The 21,439-nt window shown below is 67.2% G+C and carries 23 protein-coding genes and 3 tRNA genes; 8 read left to right on the forward strand and 18 right to left on the reverse strand.

Annotation, left to right across the window (positions count from 1 at the left end):
- Positions 1–3: 3 nt before the first annotated feature.
- The 6 genes from GBZ48_RS26240 to GBZ48_RS26265 form a co-directional block, all read right to left on the reverse strand.
- Entirely contained in the window at positions 4–840 is an 837-nt protein-coding gene (locus GBZ48_RS26240) for a hypothetical protein (RefSeq protein ID WP_174473719.1), read from the reverse strand.
- A 141-nt stretch (positions 841–981) separates the two neighbouring features.
- Positions 982–1,057, reverse strand: a tRNA-Glu gene (locus GBZ48_RS26245).
- Positions 1,058–1,117: 60 nt separating this feature from the next.
- A tRNA-Glu gene (locus tag GBZ48_RS26250) sits at positions 1,118–1,193 on the reverse strand.
- A gap of 67 nt (positions 1,194–1,260) precedes the next feature.
- Positions 1,261–1,336, reverse strand: a tRNA-Glu gene (locus tag GBZ48_RS26255).
- A 55-nt stretch (positions 1,337–1,391) separates the two neighbouring features.
- Positions 1,392–2,414: a threonine aldolase family protein gene (locus GBZ48_RS26260; RefSeq protein WP_174473720.1), complete on the reverse strand. Its 1,023-nt coding sequence runs from the start codon at positions 2,412–2,414 to the stop codon at positions 1,392–1,394.
- Positions 2,415–2,441: 27 nt separating this feature from the next.
- Complete coding sequence (locus tag GBZ48_RS26265) at positions 2,442–2,762, reverse strand: hypothetical protein (RefSeq protein WP_174473721.1); 321 nt, start codon at positions 2,760–2,762, stop codon at positions 2,442–2,444.
- 64 nt (positions 2,763–2,826) lie between these two features.
- On the opposite strand from GBZ48_RS26265, the gene GBZ48_RS26270 reads away from it, so the two are divergent.
- The 4 genes from GBZ48_RS26270 to GBZ48_RS26285 all read left to right on the forward strand — a co-directional run bounded on the left by GBZ48_RS26270 (position 2,827) and on the right by GBZ48_RS26285 (position 6,592).
- Complete coding sequence (locus tag GBZ48_RS26270; RefSeq protein WP_246307463.1) at positions 2,827–3,873, forward strand: RluA family pseudouridine synthase; 1,047 nt, start codon at positions 2,827–2,829, stop codon at positions 3,871–3,873.
- Positions 3,874–4,034: 161 nt separating this feature from the next.
- On the forward strand, positions 4,035–4,925 hold the full coding sequence (rpoH, locus tag GBZ48_RS26275) for an RNA polymerase sigma factor RpoH (RefSeq protein WP_174473723.1): 891 nt from the start codon (positions 4,035–4,037) through the stop codon (positions 4,923–4,925).
- A 37-nt stretch (positions 4,926–4,962) separates the two neighbouring features.
- On the forward strand, positions 4,963–5,493 hold the full coding sequence (locus GBZ48_RS26280; protein ID WP_174473724.1) for a GNAT family N-acetyltransferase: 531 nt from the start codon (positions 4,963–4,965) through the stop codon (positions 5,491–5,493).
- A 73-nt stretch (positions 5,494–5,566) separates the two neighbouring features.
- A complete protein-coding gene (locus tag GBZ48_RS26285; RefSeq protein ID WP_174473725.1) occupies positions 5,567–6,592 on the forward strand; it encodes a GNAT family N-acetyltransferase in 1,026 nt (341 codons plus the stop codon).
- Positions 6,593–6,614: 22 nt separating this feature from the next.
- On the opposite strand, the gene GBZ48_RS26290 is transcribed toward GBZ48_RS26285, so the two are convergent.
- The 10 genes from GBZ48_RS26290 to GBZ48_RS26335 form a co-directional block, all read right to left on the reverse strand.
- Positions 6,615–6,959: a gamma-glutamylcyclotransferase family protein gene (locus tag GBZ48_RS26290; RefSeq protein WP_174473726.1), complete on the reverse strand. Its 345-nt coding sequence runs from the start codon at positions 6,957–6,959 to the stop codon at positions 6,615–6,617.
- Entirely contained in the window at positions 6,952–7,338 is a 387-nt protein-coding gene (locus GBZ48_RS26295) for a bleomycin resistance protein (RefSeq protein WP_174473727.1), read from the reverse strand. Before GBZ48_RS26295 ends, GBZ48_RS26290 begins: the two co-directional genes overlap by 8 nt.
- A gap of 7 nt (positions 7,339–7,345) precedes the next feature.
- Positions 7,346–8,137 (reverse strand): PhzF family phenazine biosynthesis protein, encoded by a 792-nt coding sequence (locus GBZ48_RS26300; RefSeq protein WP_174473745.1) that lies wholly within the window; start codon positions 8,135–8,137, stop codon positions 7,346–7,348.
- An 82-nt stretch (positions 8,138–8,219) separates the two neighbouring features.
- Positions 8,220–9,257: a threo-3-hydroxy-L-aspartate ammonia-lyase gene (locus GBZ48_RS26305; protein WP_209798485.1), complete on the reverse strand. Its 1,038-nt coding sequence runs from the start codon at positions 9,255–9,257 to the stop codon at positions 8,220–8,222.
- 43 nt (positions 9,258–9,300) lie between these two features.
- On the reverse strand, positions 9,301–9,735 hold the full coding sequence (locus GBZ48_RS26310) for a GNAT family N-acetyltransferase (protein ID WP_174473728.1): 435 nt from the start codon (positions 9,733–9,735) through the stop codon (positions 9,301–9,303).
- A gap of 4 nt (positions 9,736–9,739) precedes the next feature.
- On the reverse strand, positions 9,740–9,991 hold the full coding sequence (locus GBZ48_RS26315; RefSeq protein WP_246307464.1) for a DUF1127 domain-containing protein: 252 nt from the start codon (positions 9,989–9,991) through the stop codon (positions 9,740–9,742).
- 345 nt (positions 9,992–10,336) lie between these two features.
- On the reverse strand, positions 10,337–11,101 hold the full coding sequence (locus GBZ48_RS26320; RefSeq protein WP_343049676.1) for a DedA family protein: 765 nt from the start codon (positions 11,099–11,101) through the stop codon (positions 10,337–10,339).
- Between the two features lie 91 nt (positions 11,102–11,192).
- The gene (locus GBZ48_RS26325) at positions 11,193–12,161 is read right to left on the reverse strand and encodes a zinc metalloprotease HtpX (RefSeq protein ID WP_174473729.1); all 969 of its coding nucleotides are present in this window, start codon (positions 12,159–12,161) and stop codon (positions 11,193–11,195) included.
- A gap of 197 nt (positions 12,162–12,358) precedes the next feature.
- Positions 12,359–12,856 (reverse strand): YciE/YciF ferroxidase family protein, encoded by a 498-nt coding sequence (locus GBZ48_RS26330; protein WP_174473730.1) that lies wholly within the window; start codon positions 12,854–12,856, stop codon positions 12,359–12,361.
- 286 nt (positions 12,857–13,142) lie between these two features.
- Positions 13,143–14,177 carry an aldo/keto reductase gene (locus tag GBZ48_RS26335; protein ID WP_174473731.1) on the reverse strand — a complete coding sequence of 345 codons (1,035 nt, stop codon included), beginning with the start codon at positions 14,175–14,177 and terminating at the stop codon, positions 13,143–13,145.
- A gap of 146 nt (positions 14,178–14,323) precedes the next feature.
- Between GBZ48_RS26335 and GBZ48_RS26340 the strand changes: the two genes are divergently transcribed.
- A complete protein-coding gene (locus GBZ48_RS26340; RefSeq protein ID WP_209798491.1) occupies positions 14,324–15,253 on the forward strand; it encodes a LysR family transcriptional regulator in 930 nt (309 codons plus the stop codon).
- A gap of 62 nt (positions 15,254–15,315) precedes the next feature.
- Here GBZ48_RS26340 and GBZ48_RS26345 read toward each other — a convergent pair whose 3' ends face one another.
- Positions 15,316–16,758 carry an MFS transporter gene (locus GBZ48_RS26345; RefSeq protein ID WP_174473733.1) on the reverse strand — a complete coding sequence of 481 codons (1,443 nt, stop codon included), beginning with the start codon at positions 16,756–16,758 and terminating at the stop codon, positions 15,316–15,318.
- Between the two features lie 243 nt (positions 16,759–17,001).
- Here GBZ48_RS26345 and GBZ48_RS26350 point away from each other — a divergent pair, with 243 nt between their 5' ends.
- The 3 genes from GBZ48_RS26350 to GBZ48_RS26360 all read left to right on the forward strand — a co-directional run bounded on the left by GBZ48_RS26350 (position 17,002) and on the right by GBZ48_RS26360 (position 19,595).
- Positions 17,002–17,916, forward strand: a complete 915-nt coding sequence (locus tag GBZ48_RS26350; RefSeq protein ID WP_174473734.1) for a LysR family transcriptional regulator — start codon at positions 17,002–17,004, stop codon at positions 17,914–17,916.
- 111 nt (positions 17,917–18,027) lie between these two features.
- A complete protein-coding gene (gene mgrA, locus GBZ48_RS26355) occupies positions 18,028–19,086 on the forward strand; it encodes an L-glyceraldehyde 3-phosphate reductase (protein WP_174473735.1) in 1,059 nt (352 codons plus the stop codon).
- Between the two features lie 212 nt (positions 19,087–19,298).
- Positions 19,299–19,595, forward strand: a complete 297-nt coding sequence (locus GBZ48_RS26360; protein WP_174473736.1) for a hypothetical protein — start codon at positions 19,299–19,301, stop codon at positions 19,593–19,595.
- Between the two features lie 64 nt (positions 19,596–19,659).
- Here the strand turns inward: GBZ48_RS26360 and GBZ48_RS26365 are convergent, their stop codons facing one another.
- Positions 19,660–21,282, reverse strand: coding sequence for an inorganic phosphate transporter (locus GBZ48_RS26365; RefSeq protein ID WP_174473737.1), 1,623 nt, complete (start codon positions 21,280–21,282; stop codon positions 19,660–19,662).
- Positions 21,283–21,439 lie beyond the last annotated feature (157 nt).

A 21,439-nucleotide genomic window follows, 5' to 3' on the forward strand; every position in this document is an offset into this window, starting at 1 on the left:
GGGCTAGCTAATGGCTGCGATGAACTCGTCTCGGCTTCCACATACTTGAACATGGCTCTTGGACACTTGAACAGCAAATTGCGCACACTGCACAAGGAAACCATCCATTGAGTAAAATATATCACAATACGCTAGTGCTATAATAGCATGTTGCAAATCCTCAGAGTCTGATGGGTGAGGGTTTCGCTTCTTATTTTTAGTTCTAGCTTTGGTTAGATTGTGCTCAATGGAAAAAGCTGGACATTCTTTAAAGAAATTTTGTTTGTTTTTTACGCAGAACTCTAAGAAATTTTTCTTTTCTAGTTTTGTAAAGATCCGGTTTTCATGAGATATATCTGGCAGAGATAAAGAAATCCAAATCCGGAAAACCTCATCTTCTTTTTCTTTAATGGTAGCAGCATCAAAATTTTGCATTGTGCGCAATGCATCTGGTGAGAGATGCCTATAACGATTTAATTCAGAGAAGTCTATGCTGTCTATAAACTTTTCCGGCGTCAATCCAATTTCAGGCAGGCACCCCGGAAGCATTGACGCCGCCATAGACAGATGAGGCACAATTGAAGTTATGGCAGAGGATTGGATGTTGAAATAATTTTTCCAAATGAAACTCTTTACTTCTTGCTTTTGAATTTCTCTTCTTTCTAATATCCAAAGCGGATTGTTTTCAGTCAGAAATGATAATCTGCGTATTCTCTGAGAACAATCACCGGCTCGTCCAATTTCCACAAGATTCCACATCGACAGAGCCAACCGGACGGTTCCAGCGGAAACCGATTCGCGGATATCTTGCCACAGCGATTCGCGCGAGACCACACTGTGATCAATGTAGAGGGTCCGCATTGGCCTCTCACTTCAGTTTGATCAAAGAGTCAAACCTACAAGCGAAGCAATCAAGTGCGCAGCACAAAGTGTCAGGCATGTGTATCACACGCACCTGAGCTAATCAGAAAAATTCATCAAAAACGGCAACTGCAGGAATAGTGGCGTCCCCGACGGGAGTCGAACCCGTGTCGCCGCCGTGAAAGGGCGGTGTCCTAGGCCTCTAGACGACGGGGACGTTGTAACCTTCAACCTGCGCTCAAAACTGCATCCGACTGCTTGGATGGCAGCGCGTGGATGGCGTCCCCAAGGGGAGTCGAACCCCTGTTACCGCCGTGAGAGGGCGGTGTCCTAGGCCTCTAGACGATGGGGACGTCTGGTCCCGATGCGTGTCGCGGCGGTGGAGGCTGCCACCGGCCGCGCGATCCAACCTTGGAAGGTTGGCGTCCCCAAGGGGAGTCGAACCCCTGTTACCGCCGTGAGAGGGCGGTGTCCTAGGCCTCTAGACGATGGGGACGTCATCGGCGTGGGCGGGTTTCTAACGAAGCCCGGCCCACCGATCAAGCCTTTTCTTACAGGCTGCGCAAAATACCCAGCAGCCCGTCCACCGTTGCCGCCGGCGTGTCGAAGGCCGTCACGAACCGCGCGGTGCCGTCGTCCCAGCGGTAAAAGCCGTAGCCGGCCGCCTCCAGCGCCTCGGCGTAATGCCCCGGCAGGCGGACGAACAGCTCGTTGGCCTCCACCGGGTGGGCCAGCTCGACGCCGGGCAGCGCCGTCAGCCCGGCGGCCAGCCGGTCGGCCATCGCATTGGCATGGGCGGCCAGACGCAGCCACAGCCCGTCGTCCAGCCAGGCGTCGAGCTGCGCCGACAGGAAGCGCATCTTCGACACCAGATGGCCGCCGCGCTTGCGGCCGAAGCCGAAATCCTCGGCCATCGCCGGGTTGAAGAACACCACCGCCTCGGCGGCGAGGCAGCCGCCCTTGGTGCCGCCCAGCGTCAGCACGTCGACCCCGGCGCGCCACGTCACGTCGGCCGGCTTGCAGCCCAGCCGGGCAATGGCGTTGGCGAAGCGGGCGCCGTCCATATGCACGGCCATGCCGTTGGAATGGGCGACCTCGACCAGCGCCTCGACCTCCGCCGGGCTGTAGACGGTGCCGGCCTCCGTCGCCTGGGTCAGGCTGAGGGCGGCGGGCTGGACGCGGTGGACGACGCCGACGCCGGCCTTCGCGATGTGGCGCGACACAATGTCCGGCGTCAGCTTGCCATGCGCGCCGGCCAGCGGGACCAGCTTGGCCCCGCCGGTGAAGAATTCCGGCGCGCCGCATTCGTCGATGGTGATGTGCGCCTCGTCATGGCACAGCACCGCGCCATAGGGCGGCACCAGCGCCGACAGCGCCAGCGAGTTGGCGGCCGTGCCGGTGGCGACCGGGAAGACGGCGACCTCGGTCTCGAAGATCGCGCACAGCCGCTCGGTCACCCGCGCGGTCCAGGGATCGTTGCCATAGGGCGACGCGGTGCCGGAGGACGCGGCGGCCAGCGCCGTCATCACCTGCGGGGCGGCACCGGCGACGTTGTCGCTGCGGAAATCATGCATCATCTGTGTCCGGATAGGGGGAAAGGCTCACTTGCCGGCGGTAACCGTCGCGGTGACGGCGCCGTTGCGCGGGTCGATCAGATACAGGCGGTCCGGCCCCTGCGGCAGGGTCACCTTGAACAGGACGCGGTTGCCGACCACCAGCATCTCGCCGATGCGGGCGCCGGCCGGAACGTCCAGCGTCACCTCGGCCGGGCGTTCGGCCGGAACCGCGGCGGTGGAGGAGGGACCGGTGATGGAGGCGCGGTTGGGGTCCGACATCCGCTTGTACAGCTCCACCCCCAGAAAGGTGAAGCCGGCGAGGATGAGAACGCCCATGATGACGACGAGTGCCTTGAGGATCTGCACGGTTTGGGGTCCACTCCCGGACGATTGAAACAGGACGCGATACGCGAAGCCGATGCCAGCCGATATGCCAGATGACCTGTCCGACGATTTCCTCGATGCGGACGACGACGCCGGCTCCCCTGCCTACGCCGCTCCCCAGCTGCTCGCCTATACCATCCCCGACGAGGCGGCGGGCCAGCGGCTGGACAAGGCATTGGCGGCGGGCCTGCCGGACCTGTCGCGGTCGCGCGTGCAGGCCCTGCTGGAACAGGGCTGCGTGCGCGGCGACGGCCGGACGATAACGGACGCGTCCCTGAGGGTCAAACCCGGCCAGACCTTCGATGTGCAGGTTCCCGGCGCGGAAGCCGCCGAACCGGTGGCGCAGGACATCCCGCTCGACGTGGTCTTCGAGGATGCCGACGTGCTGGTGATCGACAAGCCGGCCGGGCTGGTGGTGCATCCCGCCGCCGGCAACCCGGACGGCACGCTGGTCAACGCCCTGCTGGCCCATTGCGGCGACAGCCTGTCCGGCATCGGCGGGGTGCGGCGGCCCGGCATCGTCCACCGGCTGGACAAGGACACCAGCGGCCTGATGGTGGTCGCCAAGAACGACCGCGCCCACCATGGCCTGTCGGACCAGTTCGCCGACCGCACGCTCAGCCGCACCTATCTGGCGCTGGTCTGGGGCGTGCCCAACCCGACCCACGGCCGGATCGAGGGCAACATCGGCCGCAGCAGCGCCGACCGCAAGAAGATGGCGGTGGTGACCGGCGGCGGGAAGCCGGCCGGCACCAAGTACAGGGTGGTCAAAAGCTTCGGCATGGCGGCCTCGCTGGTCGAATGCGTGCTGGAGACCGGGCGCACCCACCAGATCCGCGTCCACCTGACCCACATCGGCCACCCGCTGGTCGGCGATCCGCTCTATGGCCGCGGGCGGTCGGGGCGGCCGGGCGGCAAATTCGCCTCGCTGCTGCCGGAACCGGTGCGGTCCAGTCTTGTTGGGTTTCCGCGTCAGGCGCTGCATGCCGCGGCCCTGACCTTCCGTCATCCGGTTAGTGGCGAAATTGTGGCATTCCGCTCCTCAATTCCGGCGGACATTCATGAACTAATTGTCACCCTGGAGTCGGTTTAAAACGGTACACCGGGAAATCTTTCTTGGTTAGACTCGGCGTCAATGGCGAGGTTCCTTCGCCCGCTCATTGCGAGGGGCCTATGGAACCCGCGCTGAAGAACGGCGGCGGCCCCTGAAATCCTTCGGATGGGAACGCCGGCTGTCAGGAGAGGGGTTTTACCATGGCGACGGCATCCAACCTTCCGGCGATCGGGTCCGAGAGCAATCTGTCCCGCTATCTCCAGGAGATCCGCAGGTTCCCGATGCTGGAGCCGGAGCGGGAATACATGCTGGCCAAGAGCTGGCAGCAGCATGAGGATTCCGGCGCCGCCCACCAGCTCGTCACCAGCCACCTGCGGCTGGTGGCCAAGATCGCCATGGGTTACCGCGGCTACGGCCTGCCTTTGTCGGAGCTGATCTCCGAAGGCAATGTCGGCATGATGCAGGCGGTGAAGCGCTTCGACCCCGACCGCGGCTTCCGGCTGGCGACCTACGCCATGTGGTGGATTCGCGCGGCGATCCAGGAATACATCCTGCACAGCTGGTCGCTGGTGAAGATGGGCACCACCGCCGCGCAGAAGAAGCTGTTCTTCAACCTGCGCCGGCTGAAGGGCCAGATGCAGGCGATCGAGGAGGGCGACCTGTCGCCCGAGCAGGTCCACGCCATCGCCACCAAGCTGGACGTGCCGGAGCAGGACGTCGTCAACATGAACCGGCGGCTTGCCAGCCCCGACCATTCGCTGAACGCACCGCTGCGGGCGGAGAGCGAGGGCGAATGGCAGGATTTCCTCGTTGACGAGACCGCCAGCCAGGAAATCACGCTGGCCGACCGCGAGGAGCTGGGCAAGCGCCGCAAGCTGCTGGCGAACGCCATGACCGCGCTGAACGACCGCGAACGCGACATCCTGACCGAACGCCGCCTGCGCGAGGCGCCGACGACGCTGGAGGACCTGTCGCAGAAATACGGCATCAGCCGCGAGCGCGTCCGCCAGATCGAGGTCCGCGCCTTCGAAAAGCTGCAGAAGGCGATCAAGGCCGCCGCGGTCGAGCAGAAGATGGAGACCGAGGCGTAAGGCGGGACCGGACCGCAATCGTCTCAAGATATCGGAAATGCAGGTTACACAGGATACAGAGGTCACGCTCGCGGTCGTCGAGCCGCGCGATCTGCCGGCCTTCAAGGCCGACATGGAGGCGTCCTTCGCAGTCGCCGTCATCGAGGCGTTCGGGTGCCTTCCGGACGGCTCGATCCCGTCCGGTGACGATCTCGACCAGTCGATCACGGCACCCGGCACCGTGGTCCTGCACATCCTCTGCGACGGTCAAAGAGTCGGCGGCGCCGTTCTCGTGATCGACGGGGAAACGCACCTCAATTCGCTCGACCTCTTCTTCCTGTCGGCGCGGGAGCATGGCCGCGGGCTGGGCTTCCGGGCCTGGAAAGCCATCGAGGCGATGTATCCCGAGACGCGGGTCTGGCAGACGCACACCCCCTATTTCGAGAAGCGCAACATCCACTTCTACGTCAACAAATGCGGCTTCAGGATCGTCGAGTTCTTCAGCGACCGCCATCGGGACCCGCATTCGCCAGGGCCCTCCGGCCTGCCCGGCGGCGGCGAGATTTTCCGCTTCGAAAAGATCATGTGAGACCGGTTTGAGGCCTTTACAGCCACGTGCCGCACGCACATAGTTGCATGATACAACTACATGCGGAGCCGTCATGCCTGCGCCTGCCCAGCCGTCCGTCGCGGCTCCACTCGCCACCAAGGACGCCGTCCTGCCGATCCGCGACGCGTCGCGCCGGATCGTGCGCGAACTCGGCTTCATGAAGCCGACCCTGGCCGGAACGGAATTGCCGGCCTCGGCGGTGCATGCGCTGATCGAGATCGGCAACCGGGGCGGCCTGACCGCGACGGACCTGTGCGACCGGCTTAACCTGGAGAAATCGAGCGTCAGCCGGATGCTGCGCAAGCTCGTCGACGGTGGGGAACTGGCGGAGGTGAGCAGCGATACGGACGGACGGTCGAAGCGTCTGACCTTGACCGCGCAGGGGCGGCGGACGCTGGCCGCTATCGACGCCTTCGCCCATGAACAGGTCGGCGGCGCCCTGGCCTGCCTGCCTGCCGGCGACCATGCCATGGTGGTGGAGGGTCTGCGGCTGTACGCGGAAGCCTTGCAAGCCCGCCGGGCCGCACCGGGCAGCGAATCGAAGGTGGCGGCCCTCCCGGCGGTGCGCATCGAACGGGGCTATCGGCCCGGACTGATTGGCCGCGCCGTGGAGATGCATGCGCAGTTCTACGCCCGCGCCCATGGCTTCGGCGCCGTCTTCGAAAGCAGGGTCGCCGCCGGGCTGGCGGAGTTCCTGCCACGACTCGACCGTCCCTGCAACGCCGTCTGGACGGCGCTGGACGGCGACCGCATCGTCGGCACCATCGCCATCGACGGCGAGGATTTGTCCGGCGACGCGCCAGCTCCCCGGATTGCCCATCTGCGCTGGTTCATCGTCGAGGATGGACGGCGCGGCGGCGGGCTGGGCCGCCGGCTGCTCGACGAAGCGCTGGCCTTCGCCGACCGCGCCGGCTTCGCCGAAACCCGGCTCTGGACCTTCCGCGGGCTGGACGCCGCCCGGCGCCTCTATGAAGCCGCCGGCTTCGTCCTTGCCGCCGAATCGCCGGGCTGCCAGTGGGGAACCGAGGTGACCGAGCAATCCTTCGTCAGGCCCTTGGTCCAACCCCGCCGGTCCTGACGGCTCCTTACGCCTTCCCCCCTCACGCCTTCACATAGACCCAGGCATCCGCCCCCGACCTCAGCCGGACCATGACGCGCCTGTAATCCGCGACCTCGTAGGAATCGGCAGCGGCCAGTTCTTCCGGGGTAATCTCGAACAAGGTCCCGGTGACCTCGTCGGCCGGATCGCCGCTTTCGCTGACCACGGGATGGAAGCGCTTGCCGCTGGTGCGGATCACCTCGGGATCGGTGATCTCCAGCATGTCGCAGCGATAGCCCGGCATGGCGTCCGCCCGCCCGGTGAGCAGCCGGCCGAAGGACGCCAGCTGCACATTGTCCTGCTGCAAGGTGCCGTAGGAGAACAGGAGGACTCCATCGTCAGCCATCGACGCCCCTCCCCGCTTCAGAACCGACCCTCAGCAGGTTGCCGTCGGGATCGATGTGGGCGAACTCACGCAACCCATAGGGCGTGTCGGACACCGCCGTCAGTTGGCCGCCGACGTCTGTCGCCTTCCACGCCGCGTGCAGGGCGTCGGCGTCGCTGACATAGAGGTAGCAGGCGACGACCGAGCGTTCGGGATCGAGGTCCGGAACACGGGTCAGATGCAGGCCCACCCCGCCCCAATCGAGGAACCCATAGACCGGATCCGCGGCGGCCTCGTCATAGGCGGTCACCGTGAAGCCGAGGCTCCAGTAATGGGCGAGTGCCGCGCGCACGTCGCGCACCGGCAGGATCGGCGCCACCCGGTTGAACTGGACGGTCATTGCAGCCTCACACCAGGATCGAGCCTTCGAGATACAGCACCGCCTGCCCGCCGATCCTCACCCGGTCGCCGGCCAGTTCGCACAGCAGCTCGCCGCCGCGGGCCGAGACCTGACGGGCCTTCAGCACGGTCTTGCCCAGCCGCTCCGCCCAATAGGGCGTCAGCATGCAGTGGGTGGAGCCGGTGACCGGGTCCTCCGGAATGCCCTGGGCCGGGGCGAACAGCCGCGACACGAAATCCACACCGTTCTCTCCCGGTGCAGTGACGCAGACCGCCCACATGTCCAGCTTCGACAGCAGCGCCATGTCCGGCGTCAGCGCCCGCACCGCGTCGGCCGAGTCGTAGACCACCAGATAGTCGCGCCCGCTCAGGATCGCGACCGGCGCCGGTCCGCCCAAGGCCGCCAGCAGGGTGGGGTCGGGGGTCTCCGCCGGCTGGGGCGGACGGTTGGGGAAATCCAGCGTGTAGCGGTCGCCGTCGCGGGTGACCGTCAGCGTGCCGGCCTGCCGGGTTGCGAACTCCATGCGCCCGCGGCCCGGCTCCAGGATGGTGGAGATGACGAAGGCGGTCGCCAGCGTGGCATGGCCGCACAGTTCAACCTCCACCGCCGGGGTGAACCAGCGCAGTTCGAACTCTGTGCCGCTGCGGATGAAGAAGGCGGTCTCCGCCAGATTGTTCTCCGCCGCGATGGCCTGGAGCTGCGCATCGGGCAGCCAGGAGTCCAGCGGCACGACCGCCGCCGGGTTGCCGGCGAAGACGCGGTCGGTGAAGGCATCGACCTGATAAATGGGCAGGCGCATGGCTTTCCCGGTCAGTGGCCCGGTCATGAATGGGGATCCCTTACGTCTTGGGGGAACTCGGTTCCCTGGAAGAGGAGCAGACTCAGCCCGCCTGAACCAGCGAGGCGAAGCGGGCGAGGTCGACGTTGCCGCCGGTAACGACGATGCCGACACGCTTGCCCCGCACGTCGAACTTGCCGGACATCACCGCGGCGGCGGCGAGGCAGCCTGTCGGCTCGACCATCATCTTCATCCGGCTGGCAAAGAAGCGCATGGAGTCGACCAGTTCGCCGTCGGTGACGGTCACGATGTCGTCGACCAGCCGCTGGATCACCGGGAAGGTCAGCTGGCCCACCGCACGGCTCTGGGCGCCGTCGGCGATGGTCTTGGGCGCGTCGATGCGGACGATGGCGCCGCTGCGCAGGCTCTGCTGGGCATCATTGCCGGCTTCCGGCTCGACACCGACGACGCGGCAGCCGGGGTTCAGCGTCCTGGCGGCGATGACGCAGCCGGACAGCAGCCCGCCGCCGCCGGTCGGCACCACCAGCAGGTCGAGCGGCCCGCCCGTCTGTCCCGCCTCCTCGATCAGTTCCTTGGCGACGGTGCCCTGGCCGGCCATCACATGCGGATGGTCGAAGGGCGGGATCAGCACGCCGCCCCGTTCCTCCAGCACGCGGGCGACGGCGGCGTCCGGCGGCTCGGCATAGCGGTCGTACAGCACCACATCGGCGCCATAGCCGCGCGTTGCCGCCAGCTTGGCCGCCGGAGCGTCCTGCGGCATGACGATGGTGGACTTCACCTTCAGCATCGACGCCGCCAGCGCCAGCGCCTGGGCATGGTTGCCCGACGAATAGGCGACGACGCCCAGCGCGCGCTGCACCGGGGTGAAGCGCGACACCGCGTTGTAGGCGCCGCGGATCTTGAAGGCGCCGGTGCGCTGGAAATTCTCGCACTTGAACAGCAGCTCGCCGCCGGTCAGCGTGTCGGCGGTGCGGCTGGTCAGCACCGGCGTGCGGTGGGCGACGCCGGCGATCCGCTCCGCCGCCCCCGCCACGTCGGCATAGGAGATGGCGAGGCCGGCAGTGTCGATATTGCTGTCGGCCCCACCATTGGCGACGGCGCTGGTGATCGTGTCGGGCATGGCGGCGGTGCTCCCCCTCCCCCCGGTGTCTTGGTCCGGGGTCTTATTCCAGATCGGTGAACAGGAAGGCCTGCTCGTGCCGCTTCAGCCCGGCCTGCTCGTAGAAGCTGATGGCCTTGGGTGCCGACAGCAGCAGGCACATGGTGCCCGGTCCCACCGCGTCGCGGGTGCGGCGCATCAGTTCCTTGCCGATTCCGTGCCCCTGAAGGGCACGGTCGACGGCGAGGTCGGACAGGTAGCAGCAATAGACGAAGTCTGTGATCGAGCGGGCGACGCCGACCAGCCGGCCTTCGTGCCTTGCGGTGATGATCAGGCCGGCGTTGCGCAGCATCGCCTCCACCCGGGGGCGGTCGCCCACGGGCCGGCGTTCCGCCAGCCCGGAGCGTTCCAGAACGTCGATGAACGCGTCCGCGCTCAGCTCCGGTTCGACCGCATAGTCGATTTGGACAATGTCGCCCTGAATGGATTTGTCGGCCATCGTGTCATCCCCGCCAGAACGGCTTCGACACCTCCTGCTCCACCTCGGACCGGCTGACGCCGATGTCCTTCAGCAGATGGTCGTCGAGCCCCATGAGTGCATGACGTTGTTTGCGCCGTTCCATCACGGAAAACAACACGTCGAGCAGCCGCCAGAGGGGACGGCGGGCGACACGGGTGACGCGGTTGGCGGCCGGAACGGCGCTCTGGGCTGCCGTGTAAAGGCCGGAACTGCGGGTCACGTCGGTCTGGCGCATCGGATCCTCCATAATCTGGCGCACAACGCTCGAACAATCGAGACAATCAGGATTATGGAGACGAAATCGGCGGGGTCAAACGGAACATTGTCACCATTACATTTCCGATATCGGATGTATCTTTTCGGCCACAGGCCGGCCTGACCCGCGCGACGGGGACAATGGCACAAGTGCAGAGACAGTCAGGCAATGGGGCAGGACCGAGGAAACGCCTGAATTTTGAACGACTCTACCAAAGTCGGGCGGACGATTGGGCAGGGCGGCGGAGCGGTCATCGGCACAAGGGGTACAATCTGCCGCCTCGAAATGAGTTGTCACTCCGAACAGTCAGCCCCCGCTAAGCAGCTAGCAGCCCGTTCTTTCCGGTGCCCCCTCGACGGGCGGAGCGGGCACACAGGATTTCGCCGCCCCTTGTCCCATGCCGCCCTCCGCGGCCGGTACGGGGCGGTCCCCCACGCCGCTCCTGTCGTAACCGGTCCAGGCGAGATGGCCCGGCGACATCAGCAGCGGCGCCCAGATCACGGCCGACAGGACGTTGAACGCCTGAAACTTCCGATGGGGCATCGCCATCATGCCGGCCGTCGTCGGCACCACCGCACGCAGTGGGCCGATGAAGCGCGCCAGGAACACGCTCTTGCTGCCATGCCGGAGAAAGAAGGCTTCGCCACGGCCGCGCAGTTCGGGATGCCTGCTGAGGGGCCAGAGCCGGAACATGCGCTCGCCATAGCGCCGGCCCAGCCAGTAGGAGGTGGCGTCCCCCAGGATGGCGCCGCCCGCAATCGCCAGATAGACCGACCAGAAATCGAGAACGCCCGCGGCGACAAGCGCGCCGCTCGCGGTCAGCATGACGACGCCGGGGATGAGAAGCCCGACGAGCGTCAGCCCCTCCGCGAAGGCCATCAGGAAGATGATGATCTCCGCCCAGTCCGCGTGCGTTTCGATGAAGCCCGCGAGCGCGGTCCCATAGGCCGCGAAATCCGCAAGCCCCGTCAGCACGGTGTCCGCGCCCGCGTCGTCTGGCACCTCGAAGGGGGCTGGCAGCAGGGGCCGGGCGGGTCCGGATCGATCATGACGAGGGCCTTTGTCCTTATCGCGGTTCAGGCGCTTCACAGCTGGGCCCTTCGCCATGGCCGTACAAGACCGCGCCGTTCGGTTTATGGCGCGGGTGTGGAAAGAACGGCGGGCCGCGGCTTGGCGGCGTTCAATGCCAAAGCCCGGACGCACGCCAGCGCGGTCGATGGGCAGGCGGCGCGAGGTGACCCGGGAGCGCGATCGACCGTGTCTCAAAAGCCGGTCGCAGGGACTCGACCTGTCGGAGCGCAAGAAGGCGTTCGATGCGCTCTTCGGTAGCGGGATGCGTGCGCAGCACAGACGGGTGCGGATTCCGCCTTCCGGGGAACAGCATGCGCTCCCAGAAACCGGGATCGTAGCGCTGGAGTTTGGCCAGAGCGGAGGCCAATCCCGCAGGATCCCCGCTGATCGCAGCCGCGTCCAAGTCAGCGTCGAACTCCCGCGTTCGGGACAGGGTGAGTTGGATAAGCGTGTTGACGGTGGGCGCCCCTAGGAGCAGGGCGATCAACAGCCAGGGGACTCCTTCCTGCTCCGCCAGCATCGACGGCAGGGTCAAGAACAGAAGGACGATCCCGGTGGTCGCCATGGCTCCCGTGACCCGGCTGATGATGTCGGCCAGCCCCATGATGAATAGGTCATGGTTCCGGACATGGCTGACCTCGTGGGCAAGGACGCCGACGAGCTCACGCAGGTTCATGGCCCTCAGGAGGCCGTCCGTCAGAACGATGGCGCTTCTGCTCGCGGACCCTACGGCGAAGGCATTCGGCACCGGCGTTGGCAGGTAATGCAGTCCGGGGATATTGTGCAGCCCGGCCCACCGGGCCAGAGCCGCGAGCGCGTCCTGAACCTCCGGAAGCTCGGATCGGCGAAGGCGGCGGGCTCCGTACAGTCCCAGGATGACCTGAGGCGAAATGGATGGGCTGAACGCCACCGCCATTCCGATGAGGATGATGACCCACAGGATCCCCGCCGGTCCCAAGAGCAGCCAGCCGATGGCCGCGGCGAGCAAAGTCAGGCCTCCCACCAGCAGGATGGACTGCACCACGTTGCGGAGCTTGTGTCGACGAAGCTCCTGTTCATTGAGGTGAAGCGCGTGCATGGTTGCCCGTCTTCCGGGTTTGCTATGCACGAAGATTTCGGAAGTGCCTACCGCCCGGTCAAGACAGCATGGCATCGTTGCGGCCTGTTCCACGAACGTGGCCTCGGCCCAAGTTACGCCCTGGCGTCGTCACGTCGCTGCGAGGCACCATGGTGGCAAGGCGGCCGCCGCGCGTCGGCATGGCCGCCGCCGAGCCGTCACGCCGCCTTGAAGGCGCGCTGATTGACCTCGCCCTCGGCAAGCTGGGTCAGCTTCTCATCCGTCGCCTTTTCCTCGCTGAGCGTCTCATCGAGCAGCTTGGCGATGTCCGTCATACCGCACGTCTCCGCCAGCGTCCGGAGGGAGCCGTAGCTGGCAATCTCGTAATGCTCGACCTTCTGGGCGGCCATGATCAGGGCGACATCAAGGACCTCCGGCGAGAGACCCTCCTCCATGATCTCCTCGGCTTCCTCGATCAGCCCCTGGGTGGCTTCGCAGGTGTTGCCCGTGGGGTCGGCCTGGAGGATCTGGAAGATCTGCTCCAGACGCTTTACCTGCCCATCCGTCTCCTTGAGGTGGGTCTGGAATGCCTGCTTCAGCTGGGGAGATGACGCCGCGTCCGCCATCGCGGGCAGCGCCTCGAGGATTTGGGTCTCGGAACTGTATGCATCCTGAAGCTCCTCGATGAGGAGATCCTTGAGTGCTTCCTTGGACATGTGGGTGCTCCTGACGGCTGTTTCCGGTGAAGGCGGTTAACGAGTGCGCGCTAACCTCAACAGGGATGCAGCACATTCCTTGCGAGCGAATCCTGGGATTGACCGTCGGTACAGCAAGCGCTGGTTGATCGCCGTGATTGGGCTGCGGGCTTCGGTGACCACAGGATCACGACCGTTGCTTCCGCCGTCATTGGCGAAGAGGCCACGCGCGCCACTGGGATGCGCATCGCAAAGTCTGGCCTGTACGCCGCTCCGACGCAGAGCGCCTCAGGAGCCCTCCAAAACCTCAGACGGGCATCGGATTGAGCCGGGCGAAGCCCTCCTGCGTGCGGTACGGGTAATAGGGGTAGGCGGGCATCACGTCGCTGGCCGCGTCGAGACGAGCGATCTGCCCGGGATCGAGCGTCCAGCCGATGGCCCCCAGATTGTCGCGCAGTTGCGCCTCGTTGCGGGCGCCGATGATCACCGAGGAGACGGTCGGCCGCGCGAGCAGCCAGGCGATGGCAACCTGGGGAACGCTGCGCCCGGTCTCCGCCGCCACGGCGTCCAACGCATCGACGATGCGGTAGAGGCGCTCCTCGTCGACCGGCGGCCCCCACTGGGCGGTGTCGTGCAGGCGGCTGCCCTGCGGGATCGGCTGGCCCCGGCGGATTTTGCCGGTCAGCCTGCCCCAGCCGAGCGGGCTCCAGACCAGCGCGCCGACCTTCTGGTCGAGGCCAAGCGGCATCAGCTCCCATTCATAGTCGCGCCCGGTCAGCGAATAATAGACCTGATGCACGACATGGCGCGGCCAGCCATGGCGGTCGGCGATGGCGAGCGACTTCATCAGCTGCCAGCCCGCGAAGTTCGAGGCGCCGATGTAACGCACCTTCCCGGCGCGGACGAGCGTGTCCAGCGTGTGCAGCACCTCCTCCACCGGCGTGAAGGCATCGAAGGCGTGCAGTTGGAGCAGGTCGATGTAATCCGTCCCGAGCCGGCGGAGCGCCGCCTCCACGGCGCCGATCAGCCGATGGCGGGAAAGACCGGCGTCGTTCGGCCCGTCGCCCATCGGCAACCCGGTCTTGGTCGAGATCAGCAGTTTGTCGCGCCGCCCGCGGATGGCGGCGCCGAGCACCTCCTCCGAGCCGCCGTCCGAATAGACGTCGGCGGTGTCGAAGAGCGTGACCCCGGCATCGAGGCAGATGTCGATCAGCCGGCGGGCATCCTCGACGTCGCTGTTCCCCCAAGCCGAGAACAGCGGCCCCTTGCCGCCGAAGGTGCCGGTCCCAAAGCTGAGCGCGGGCACCTTGAGGCCCGATGCGCCGAGTGTCCGGTACTCCATGTCCTGTCCTTCCCTGATCGAGGCCGTCGCGGTCGCCGATGGCGATGAGGGCGGCCGCCTGCCAAGGATATAGCCGACGGAGCAGCTGTGAATTAGGCTGCCGCCAGTCTCAGGACTTGTGACGCGGGGTCATCGTTGTGACGCGGATGGATGTCAACCGGGCGGCAGAGATGGAGGTCTTCGCGCGGGTCGTCGATCTCGGCGGCTTCACCGCGGCGGCCCGTGCCTGCGGCCTCACGCCATCGGGCGTCAGCAAGCTCATCACGCGGCTGGAGACACGGCTGGGCACGCGGCTGCTCCACCGGTCGACACGACGGCTCAGCCTGACGCCGGAAGGCCAGGCCTTCCACGCCCGCGCGGTGCGGATCCTGGGAGAGATGGAGGAGGCCGAGCGGGAGGCCTCGGCCGGTGCGACGCCGCGTGGACACCTGCGCGTCAACAGCAACGTCCCCTTCGGCATGCGCCACCTGATACCGCTGGTGCCCGAGTTCCTGGCCGCCCATCCCGGCGTCACCATCGACCTCGTGCTGTCGGATGCGGTGGTCGACCTGATGGAGGAGCGGGCCGACGTCGCGATCCGGACCGGGCCGCTGCGCGATTCCAGCCTGATGATCCGCAAGCTGGGAAGCACGCGCATGGTCGTGGTCGCCTCCCCCGCCTATCTGGAGCGGCACGGGACGCCGGAACATCCGGGCGACCTTGCCCGGCACAGGGGAATCGGCTGGACCTTCCCGCGGGCCATCGGCGGCTGGCCTTTCAGGACCGGCGGCGGAATTGACAAACAGATCGGGGACCGGATCGAGGAGCATGTGCCACCCATCGTCGCACGGGCGAGCGATGGGGACGCCGCGCGCCTTCTTGCCCTGGGCGGCGTCGGGCTGGCGCGACTGGCGCGCTTCCAGGTGGAGACCGACATCGCCGCCGGTGCGCTTGTGCCGGTGCTGGACCGAATGAACCCCGGCGGCGGCGAGGACATCCATGCCGTCTATCTCGGAGGTCCGGGCCCCCTGCCCGCCCGCGTCCGCGCCTTTGTGGATTTCGTGGCAGGCCGATGCCAGCTGACCGATGCCAGTTGAGCGATGCCCGCTGACCGACGAGCGATGACCGGGGCGCGATCGCGCTGCGCCCGGCCCGGCCTTTACCGCCGCCCGGCCGTCCGGACGGCGAGGAGGAGCGCCACGGCAATCAGCCCGGCCGCGACGGCGAAGGTCGTCCGGGTTCCCGCCGCAACGGCCTCCGGCGCCGCGACGGCCACCTCCGTCCCCACCCCCAGCGTGAAGAGTGCCCCCATCACCGAGGCGCCGGTGATCAGCCCCAGATTGCGCGACAGGTTCAGCAGCCCCGACACAACGCCGCGGCGATCCTTCTCCACATCCGCCATCACCGCCGTGTTGTTGGCGGTCTGGAACAGCGCATAGCCGGCGGTGACGACGACGAGCGGCCCGACATAGCCGGCCACGCCCAAGGTCGCCGGCAGCAGCGCCAGCAGCACGCATCCACCCGTCGTCGCACCCAGCCCCAGGATGGTCATGCGCGCCGCGCCGAACCGGTCGACGACCCGGCCGGCCGGCACACCGGTCAGCGCCGCCACCAGCGGACCGGCCGACATCGCCATCCCGACCGCCGCCGCTCCCAGCCCCAGGGCACGGGCGAGATGGAACGGTCCCACCACCAGCGTCGCCATCAGCACCGTCGCCACCAGCATGCTCATCGCCAGCCGCCCGCGCAGCGTCCGGTCGCGCAGCATCTCCAGCCGCAGCAGCGGCGATGCCGTCCGCGCCTCCACCGCCAGGAACAGCCAGGATCCGCCGGCCGCCGCCAGCAGAAGCGCCAGGTCGGACCAGCCGAAGCCGCCGCGCCCGCCGGTCATTGCCAGCGCGTAAGCCGCCAGCGTCAGGGCCAGGATCAGCGTGCCGGGACCGTCGAAGCTCCCCCGCCCCGCTCCACGCGCCGTTTCCACCTGGGCCTCCACCCGGTCGGCCGGCAGGCAGCGCCGCACCAGCAGGAAGGCCGCGACGCCCGGCGGCACGGTGACCAGGAAGATCGCCGGCCAGCCGAAAGCCGCGATCAGCAGGCCGCCCAGCGACGGCCCCAGCGCGGTGCCGATGGCCGAGGTGGTTCCCATCAGCCCCATCGCCCGGCCGATCCGCTCCTTCGGGACCGTGTCGCCGACGAAGGCGGTGGCGAGCGCCATCATCGCGGCGGCCCCCAGCCCCTGCACCGCCCGGGCCGCGACCAGCATCCACAGGCCGGACGCGGCGGCGGAGGCGGCGGAGCCCGCCGTGAACAGGGCGATCCCAAGCAGCAGCAGACGCCGCCGCCCGACGATGTCGCCCAGCCGCCCGACCCCGACGATCAGCGTGGTGATCGCCAGCAGATAAGCCAGCACCACCCATTGGACCTCGCGGAACGGCACGTCGAACGCCAGCGCCAGCGCCGGCAACCCGACATTGGCGATGCTGGTGCCGAGCGAGGACAGCAGCATCGCCAGCGCCAGCCCGGCCAATCCCCCCTGCGCGACCAGCCCTCGCGCCGTTCCGCCCACTGCCTCCGCGGCCTGCTCCGCAACCGCTTCCCTCATGACGCCTCTCCTTCCCGAATGACAGGCATCCAGGCTAGGGCGCGGGGTGACATGGCGGAACGCGCAGCATCCACATTGTATTCATGCATCCGGCGCCATGCCCCGGCAGCGGCGGCGGTCGGCCCGTGCTATAGCGTTGTGCGTTTACTGTGAAACGCACAACGCTATAGCTTTATGTTTGGCGATCGGATTTACGCTTCAAATCGAGTCCGATTTTACGCGATCCGATCTAGGCTCCGGCGCATGACCGCACCCGACCTCAACATGCTCGTCACCCTGGACGCCCTGCTTACGGAAGGCAGCGTCGCCGGAGCGGCGCGCCGGCTGCGGCTCAGCCCGTCGGCGATGAGCCGGGCGCTGGCGCGGCTGCGCGAGGCGACCGGCGACCCGCTGCTGGTCCGGGCCGGGCGCGGTCTCGTCCCCACGCCCCGCGCGCTCGACCTGCGCGACCGCGTCCGCCTGCTGGTGCAGGAGGCGGAGGCGGCGCTGCGCCCGGCCGAAAATCTCGACATCGGCCGGCTGGCCCGGACCTTCACCCTGCGGACCAGCGACGGCTTCGTCGAAAGCTATGGCGCGGAACTGCTCACCCTGGTCGCCACCGAGGCCCCCGGCGTCCGCATCCGCTTTCTGCCCAAGCCGGACAAGGACAGCGGCCCGCTCCGCGACGGTTCGGTCGATCTGGAGACCGGCGTGGTCTCGGCCGACAGCGGGCCGGAACTGCGTACCCAGGCCCTGTTCCACGACCGCTTCATCGGCGTCGTCCGCCCCAGCCATCCGCTGTCCGCGGGCGGGATCACCCCTGCCCGCTTCGCCGCCGGCCGCCATGTACTGGTGTCGCGGCGGGGCGACGACCGCGGGCTGGTGGACGAGGCGCTGGAGCGGCTCGGGCTTCGGCGCGACGTGGTCGCCACGGTCGGCGGCTTCGCCGCGGCGCTGGCACTGGTGCGCGGCACCGACCTGATCGTCAGCGTCCCCGAACGGCACACCGAGGGGCTGCGTGCCGGCCTCCACGGCTTCGCCCTGCCCTTCCCCGCCCCGGAGGTCACCGTCTCCCTGATCTGGCACCCCCGTCTCGACGCCGACCCGGCCAACCGCTGGCTGCGCGGCTGCGTGCGCAGGGTCTGCGCCTCGCCATCCGGGCCGGAAAGCCGGGAATGATGTGACCCAGCGCGATATGACCGGGAGCGATATGACCGGCGGGGCCATTGCGCACCGGCGCATCGCCGCCCTATGCTGATATATCACTAAGAATCACATCGGGAGTTCGCCATGCAGCCGCCCTACCTCGCCGCCGATCAGCGCTATGGGAGCATGAGCTACCGCCGTACCGGCCGCAGCGGGCTCGACCTGCCCGCCATTTCGCTGGGGCTCTGGCAGAATTTCGGCGGCACCGACGTGTTCGCCACCGGGCGCGCCGTGCTGCGCCGGGCCTTCGACCGCGGCGTCACCCATTTCGATCTCGCCAACAATTACGGCCCGCCGCCGGGCTCGGCGGAGGAGAATTTCGGCCGCATCCTCGCCACCGATTTCCGCCCCTACCGCGACGAGATGGTCATCTCGACCAAGGCCGGCTACGAGATGTGGCCCGGCCCCTACGGCAACTGGGGCTCGCGCAAATATCTGGTCTCCAGCCTGGACCAGAGCCTGAAGCGGATGGGCCTCGACTATGTCGACATCTTCTATTCGCACCGCGTCGATCCTCGCACCCCGCTGGAGGAGACGATGGGGGCGCTCGACCACATCGTCCGCCAGGGCAAGGCGCTCTATGTCGGCATCTCCTCCTATTCGCCGGAGATGACGCGGCGGGCGGTGGGCATCCTGAAGCAGCTGGGCACCCCCTGCCTGATCCACCAGCCCTCCTACTCGATGCTGAACCGCTGGGTGGAGGGCGGCCTGCTCGACACGCTGGACGATCTCGGCATGGGCTGCATCGCCTTCTCGCCGATGGCCCAGGGCATGCTGACCAACAAGTACCTCAGTGGCCAGTCGCAAGGTGAAATGCCTGCCGACGCCCGCGCCGCCAAGGGCGGCAGCCTGCGCGCCAACTTCCTGTCGCCGGAGAATCTGGAGCGCATCCGCGCGCTCGACGCCATCGCCAGGCGGCGCGGCCAGACGCTGGCGCAGATGGCCATCGCCTGGGTCCTGCGCGACCCGCGCGTGACCTCCGCCCTGATCGGCGCGCGGAACGTCGAGCAGCTCGACAACTCGCTCGACGCGCTGAACAGCCTGTCCTTCAGCCCGGAGGAGCTGGCGGAGATCGACACCCACGCCGTCGCCGACGCCGGCATCAATCTGTGGAGCGCCTCCTCCGCAGCGGAAGCCGGCTGAGCGCAGGGGGAAGCGGCCGGGAGAAAGCGGCCTGCGGGGAGACCCTTGGGCCGCCTCTCCTTTTGCCTCGCCTTATAGTCCTTCCGGGGTGGTGGTCGGTTCGCCGAAGCGTAACAGAGATCTGAGAGTCTTTTTTCCGACCGCCCCCTCTTCGCCGGCCGACGGTTGACGGCGAAGCGGCGGTCCAGGTTGCTCAAGATCGAGGACACGCCATGAACACGCTCTTCCCGGCCCTGGTCGCCGCCGGCATCGTCCTGTCCACCGCCGCCGTGGCCCAGCCGGCCGCCACCGACCTCGCCCAACGCTTTCCCCTGCTGCTCAAGGAGGCCCGGGGCAAGGTTCCTTCGACGTCGGAGGTCGGCACCATCAACACCACCCTGTCCGCCGCCGAATGGTACTGGAGCAGGGGCGATCAGGCGCAGGCCGTCAGCTACCTGAATTTCGCCCGTGGCCGGCTGGGCCTGAGCCTCGTTCAGCCCGCCGCCCCGGCTGGCCCCACGACGCCCTGAGGCCAATGGGGAGGCCAGTGGGGAGACCAGTAGAGAGGCCGGCGGGACGCGCGCCGGCCAGGGCTCAGAACAGGTGCCGCAGCAGGTAGTACAGCAGGCCGGCCAGCGTGATGGCGGCCGGCAGGGTCAGCACCCAGGCCATCGCCATGTTCCGCACCGTGCTCCACTGCAGGCCGGAGCCGTTCGCCGCCATGGTGCCGGCGACGCCGCTCGACAGGATGTGGGTGGTCGACACCGGCAGGCCGTAGATCTCCGCCAGCCCGATGGTGCCGGCGGCGACGATCTCCGCCGAGGCGCCCTGGGCATAGGCCAGATGCTGCTTGCCGATCCGCTCGCCGACGGTGACGACGATGCGGCGCCAGCCGACCATGGTGCCGAGCCCGAGCGCCACCGCGACCGAGAACTTCACCCAGTCGGGAATGAAGCGGGTGCCGGCGTTCAGCGCCTCCTGATAGGACTTCAGCGTCTTCGCCTCGTCATCGGGCAGGCTGGCACCTGCCTTCGGCAGCAGGCGGACGGCATCGGCGGCCAGATACATGTCGTTGCGCATGTTCGACGTCGCTTCGGCCGGCACATGCTTGATGGCGCCATAGCTCTGCACGCCCTGGGCGATGTCGGCGGACAGCACGGCGAGCGCGCCATAGACCTCCGGCCGGTTCAGCTCCTTGGTCCGCAGGGCGTCGCCGACCATCCGCCTCGCCTCCTCCGCCGACGCCGGCTGCCGCCCGTCGGCATGCGAGCGCAGGACCGCTTCGGCCCGGTGGGTGGTCTCGATGAAGGCCGGGGTGGTGCTGTCGGGCATGGTGCGGTTCAGCGCATAGGCGGTGGGCACCGCGCCGATCAGGATCAGCATGATCAGCCCCATGCCTTTCTGCCCGTCGTTGCCGCCATGGGCGAAGGACACGGCGGTGCAGGTCAGGATCAGCAGCCCGCGGATCCACAGCGGCGGCGGACGGCTGGGATCGGCCGGCTCGAACAGGCGCCGGTTGCGCACCGCGCGCTTCAGGACCAGCAGCAGCATGGCGGCCAGCACGAAGCCCATCACCGGGCTGAACAGCAGGGCCTGGAGAACGCCGAAGGCCTGCCCCCATTCCACGCCGGAGGTCGCCTGCCCGTCCGGCGCCATCAGCTGGTTGGCGAGGCCGACCCCGATGACCGAGCCGATCAGGGCATGGGACGAGCTGTTGGGCAGCCCGAGCGCCCAGGTTCCCAGGTTCCAGATGATGGCGGCGATCAGCAGGGCGAAGATCATGGCATAGCCGGCGCTGCTGCCGACCTGAAGGATCAGTTCCACCGGCAGCAGGGTGATGACGCTGTATGCCACCGCCCCCGACGACAGCAGCACCCCCAGGAAGTTGAAGGCGCCGGACCACAGCACCGCCAGCACCGGCGGCATGCTGTGGGTGTAGATGACGGTCGCCACCGCGTTGGCGGTGTCGTGGAAGCCGTTGACGAACTCGAAACCCAGCGCGATCAGCAGCGCCAGACCGAGGAGCAGGAAGGCTCCCGTCGCCAGCGGCGGCTGGTCGACCCGCTGCAGGTCGGTGACGAAGCCATGGACCGCATAGCCGAGACCGGCGGCCAACACGACGAGGAACGCCACCGGCAAGGCGGAGTGCGGCTTCTGGTGAAGATTGGGACCGCGAACCGGCGGCGAAGCGCCAGACGGCAGTGTGGTGTCCGACATGGTCGTGCTCGCTGTTCGAGAGGGTAGTATCGCGGCGCCGGAACCGCCCGGATGCGGTCCGCGGCGCGGCCATCGCTTAACCCGCCGAACACGGGACGGTTGCCGCCGTCACCAAATCTTCATCGAACATTCACCGGACGCCGCATGTGGCGATGAT

Source organism: Azospirillum melinis (genome assembly GCF_013340935.1).
GTDB lineage: Bacteria > Pseudomonadota > Alphaproteobacteria > Azospirillales > Azospirillaceae > Azospirillum > Azospirillum melinis.

Coding starts and splice junctions, on each gene's coding strand:
- GBZ48_RS26240 (WP_174473719.1), bottom strand. CDS start 840: ATGCGGACCCTCTACATTGATCACAGTGTGGTCTCGCGCGAATCGCTG.
- GBZ48_RS26260 (WP_174473720.1), bottom strand. CDS start 2,414: ATGCATGATTTCCGCAGCGACAACGTCGCCGGTGCCGCCCCGCAGGTG.
- GBZ48_RS26270 (WP_246307463.1), top strand. CDS start 2,827: ATGCCAGATGACCTGTCCGACGATTTCCTCGATGCGGACGACGACGCC.
- rpoH (WP_174473723.1), top strand. CDS start 4,035: ATGGCGACGGCATCCAACCTTCCGGCGATCGGGTCCGAGAGCAATCTG.
- GBZ48_RS26280 (WP_174473724.1), top strand. CDS start 4,963: ATGCAGGTTACACAGGATACAGAGGTCACGCTCGCGGTCGTCGAGCCG.
- GBZ48_RS26285 (WP_174473725.1), top strand. CDS start 5,567: ATGCCTGCGCCTGCCCAGCCGTCCGTCGCGGCTCCACTCGCCACCAAG.
- GBZ48_RS26290 (WP_174473726.1), bottom strand. CDS start 6,959: ATGGCTGACGATGGAGTCCTCCTGTTCTCCTACGGCACCTTGCAGCAG.
- GBZ48_RS26295 (WP_174473727.1), bottom strand. CDS start 7,338: ATGACCGTCCAGTTCAACCGGGTGGCGCCGATCCTGCCGGTGCGCGAC.
- GBZ48_RS26300 (WP_174473745.1), bottom strand. CDS start 8,137: ATGCGCCTGCCCATTTATCAGGTCGATGCCTTCACCGACCGCGTCTTC.
- GBZ48_RS26305 (WP_209798485.1), bottom strand. CDS start 9,257: ATGCCCGACACGATCACCAGCGCCGTCGCCAATGGTGGGGCCGACAGC.
- GBZ48_RS26310 (WP_174473728.1), bottom strand. CDS start 9,735: ATGGCCGACAAATCCATTCAGGGCGACATTGTCCAAATCGACTATGCG.
- GBZ48_RS26315 (WP_246307464.1), bottom strand. CDS start 9,991: ATGCGCCAGACCGACGTGACCCGCAGTTCCGGCCTTTACACGGCAGCC.
- GBZ48_RS26325 (WP_174473729.1), bottom strand. CDS start 12,161: ATGCACGCGCTTCACCTCAATGAACAGGAGCTTCGTCGACACAAGCTC.
- GBZ48_RS26330 (WP_174473730.1), bottom strand. CDS start 12,856: ATGTCCAAGGAAGCACTCAAGGATCTCCTCATCGAGGAGCTTCAGGAT.
- GBZ48_RS26335 (WP_174473731.1), bottom strand. CDS start 14,177: ATGGAGTACCGGACACTCGGCGCATCGGGCCTCAAGGTGCCCGCGCTC.
- GBZ48_RS26340 (WP_209798491.1), top strand. CDS start 14,324: ATGGATGTCAACCGGGCGGCAGAGATGGAGGTCTTCGCGCGGGTCGTC.
- GBZ48_RS26345 (WP_174473733.1), bottom strand. CDS start 16,758: ATGAGGGAAGCGGTTGCGGAGCAGGCCGCGGAGGCAGTGGGCGGAACG.
- GBZ48_RS26350 (WP_174473734.1), top strand. CDS start 17,002: ATGACCGCACCCGACCTCAACATGCTCGTCACCCTGGACGCCCTGCTT.
- mgrA (WP_174473735.1), top strand. CDS start 18,028: ATGCAGCCGCCCTACCTCGCCGCCGATCAGCGCTATGGGAGCATGAGC.
- GBZ48_RS26360 (WP_174473736.1), top strand. CDS start 19,299: ATGAACACGCTCTTCCCGGCCCTGGTCGCCGCCGGCATCGTCCTGTCC.
- GBZ48_RS26365 (WP_174473737.1), bottom strand. CDS start 21,282: ATGTCGGACACCACACTGCCGTCTGGCGCTTCGCCGCCGGTTCGCGGT.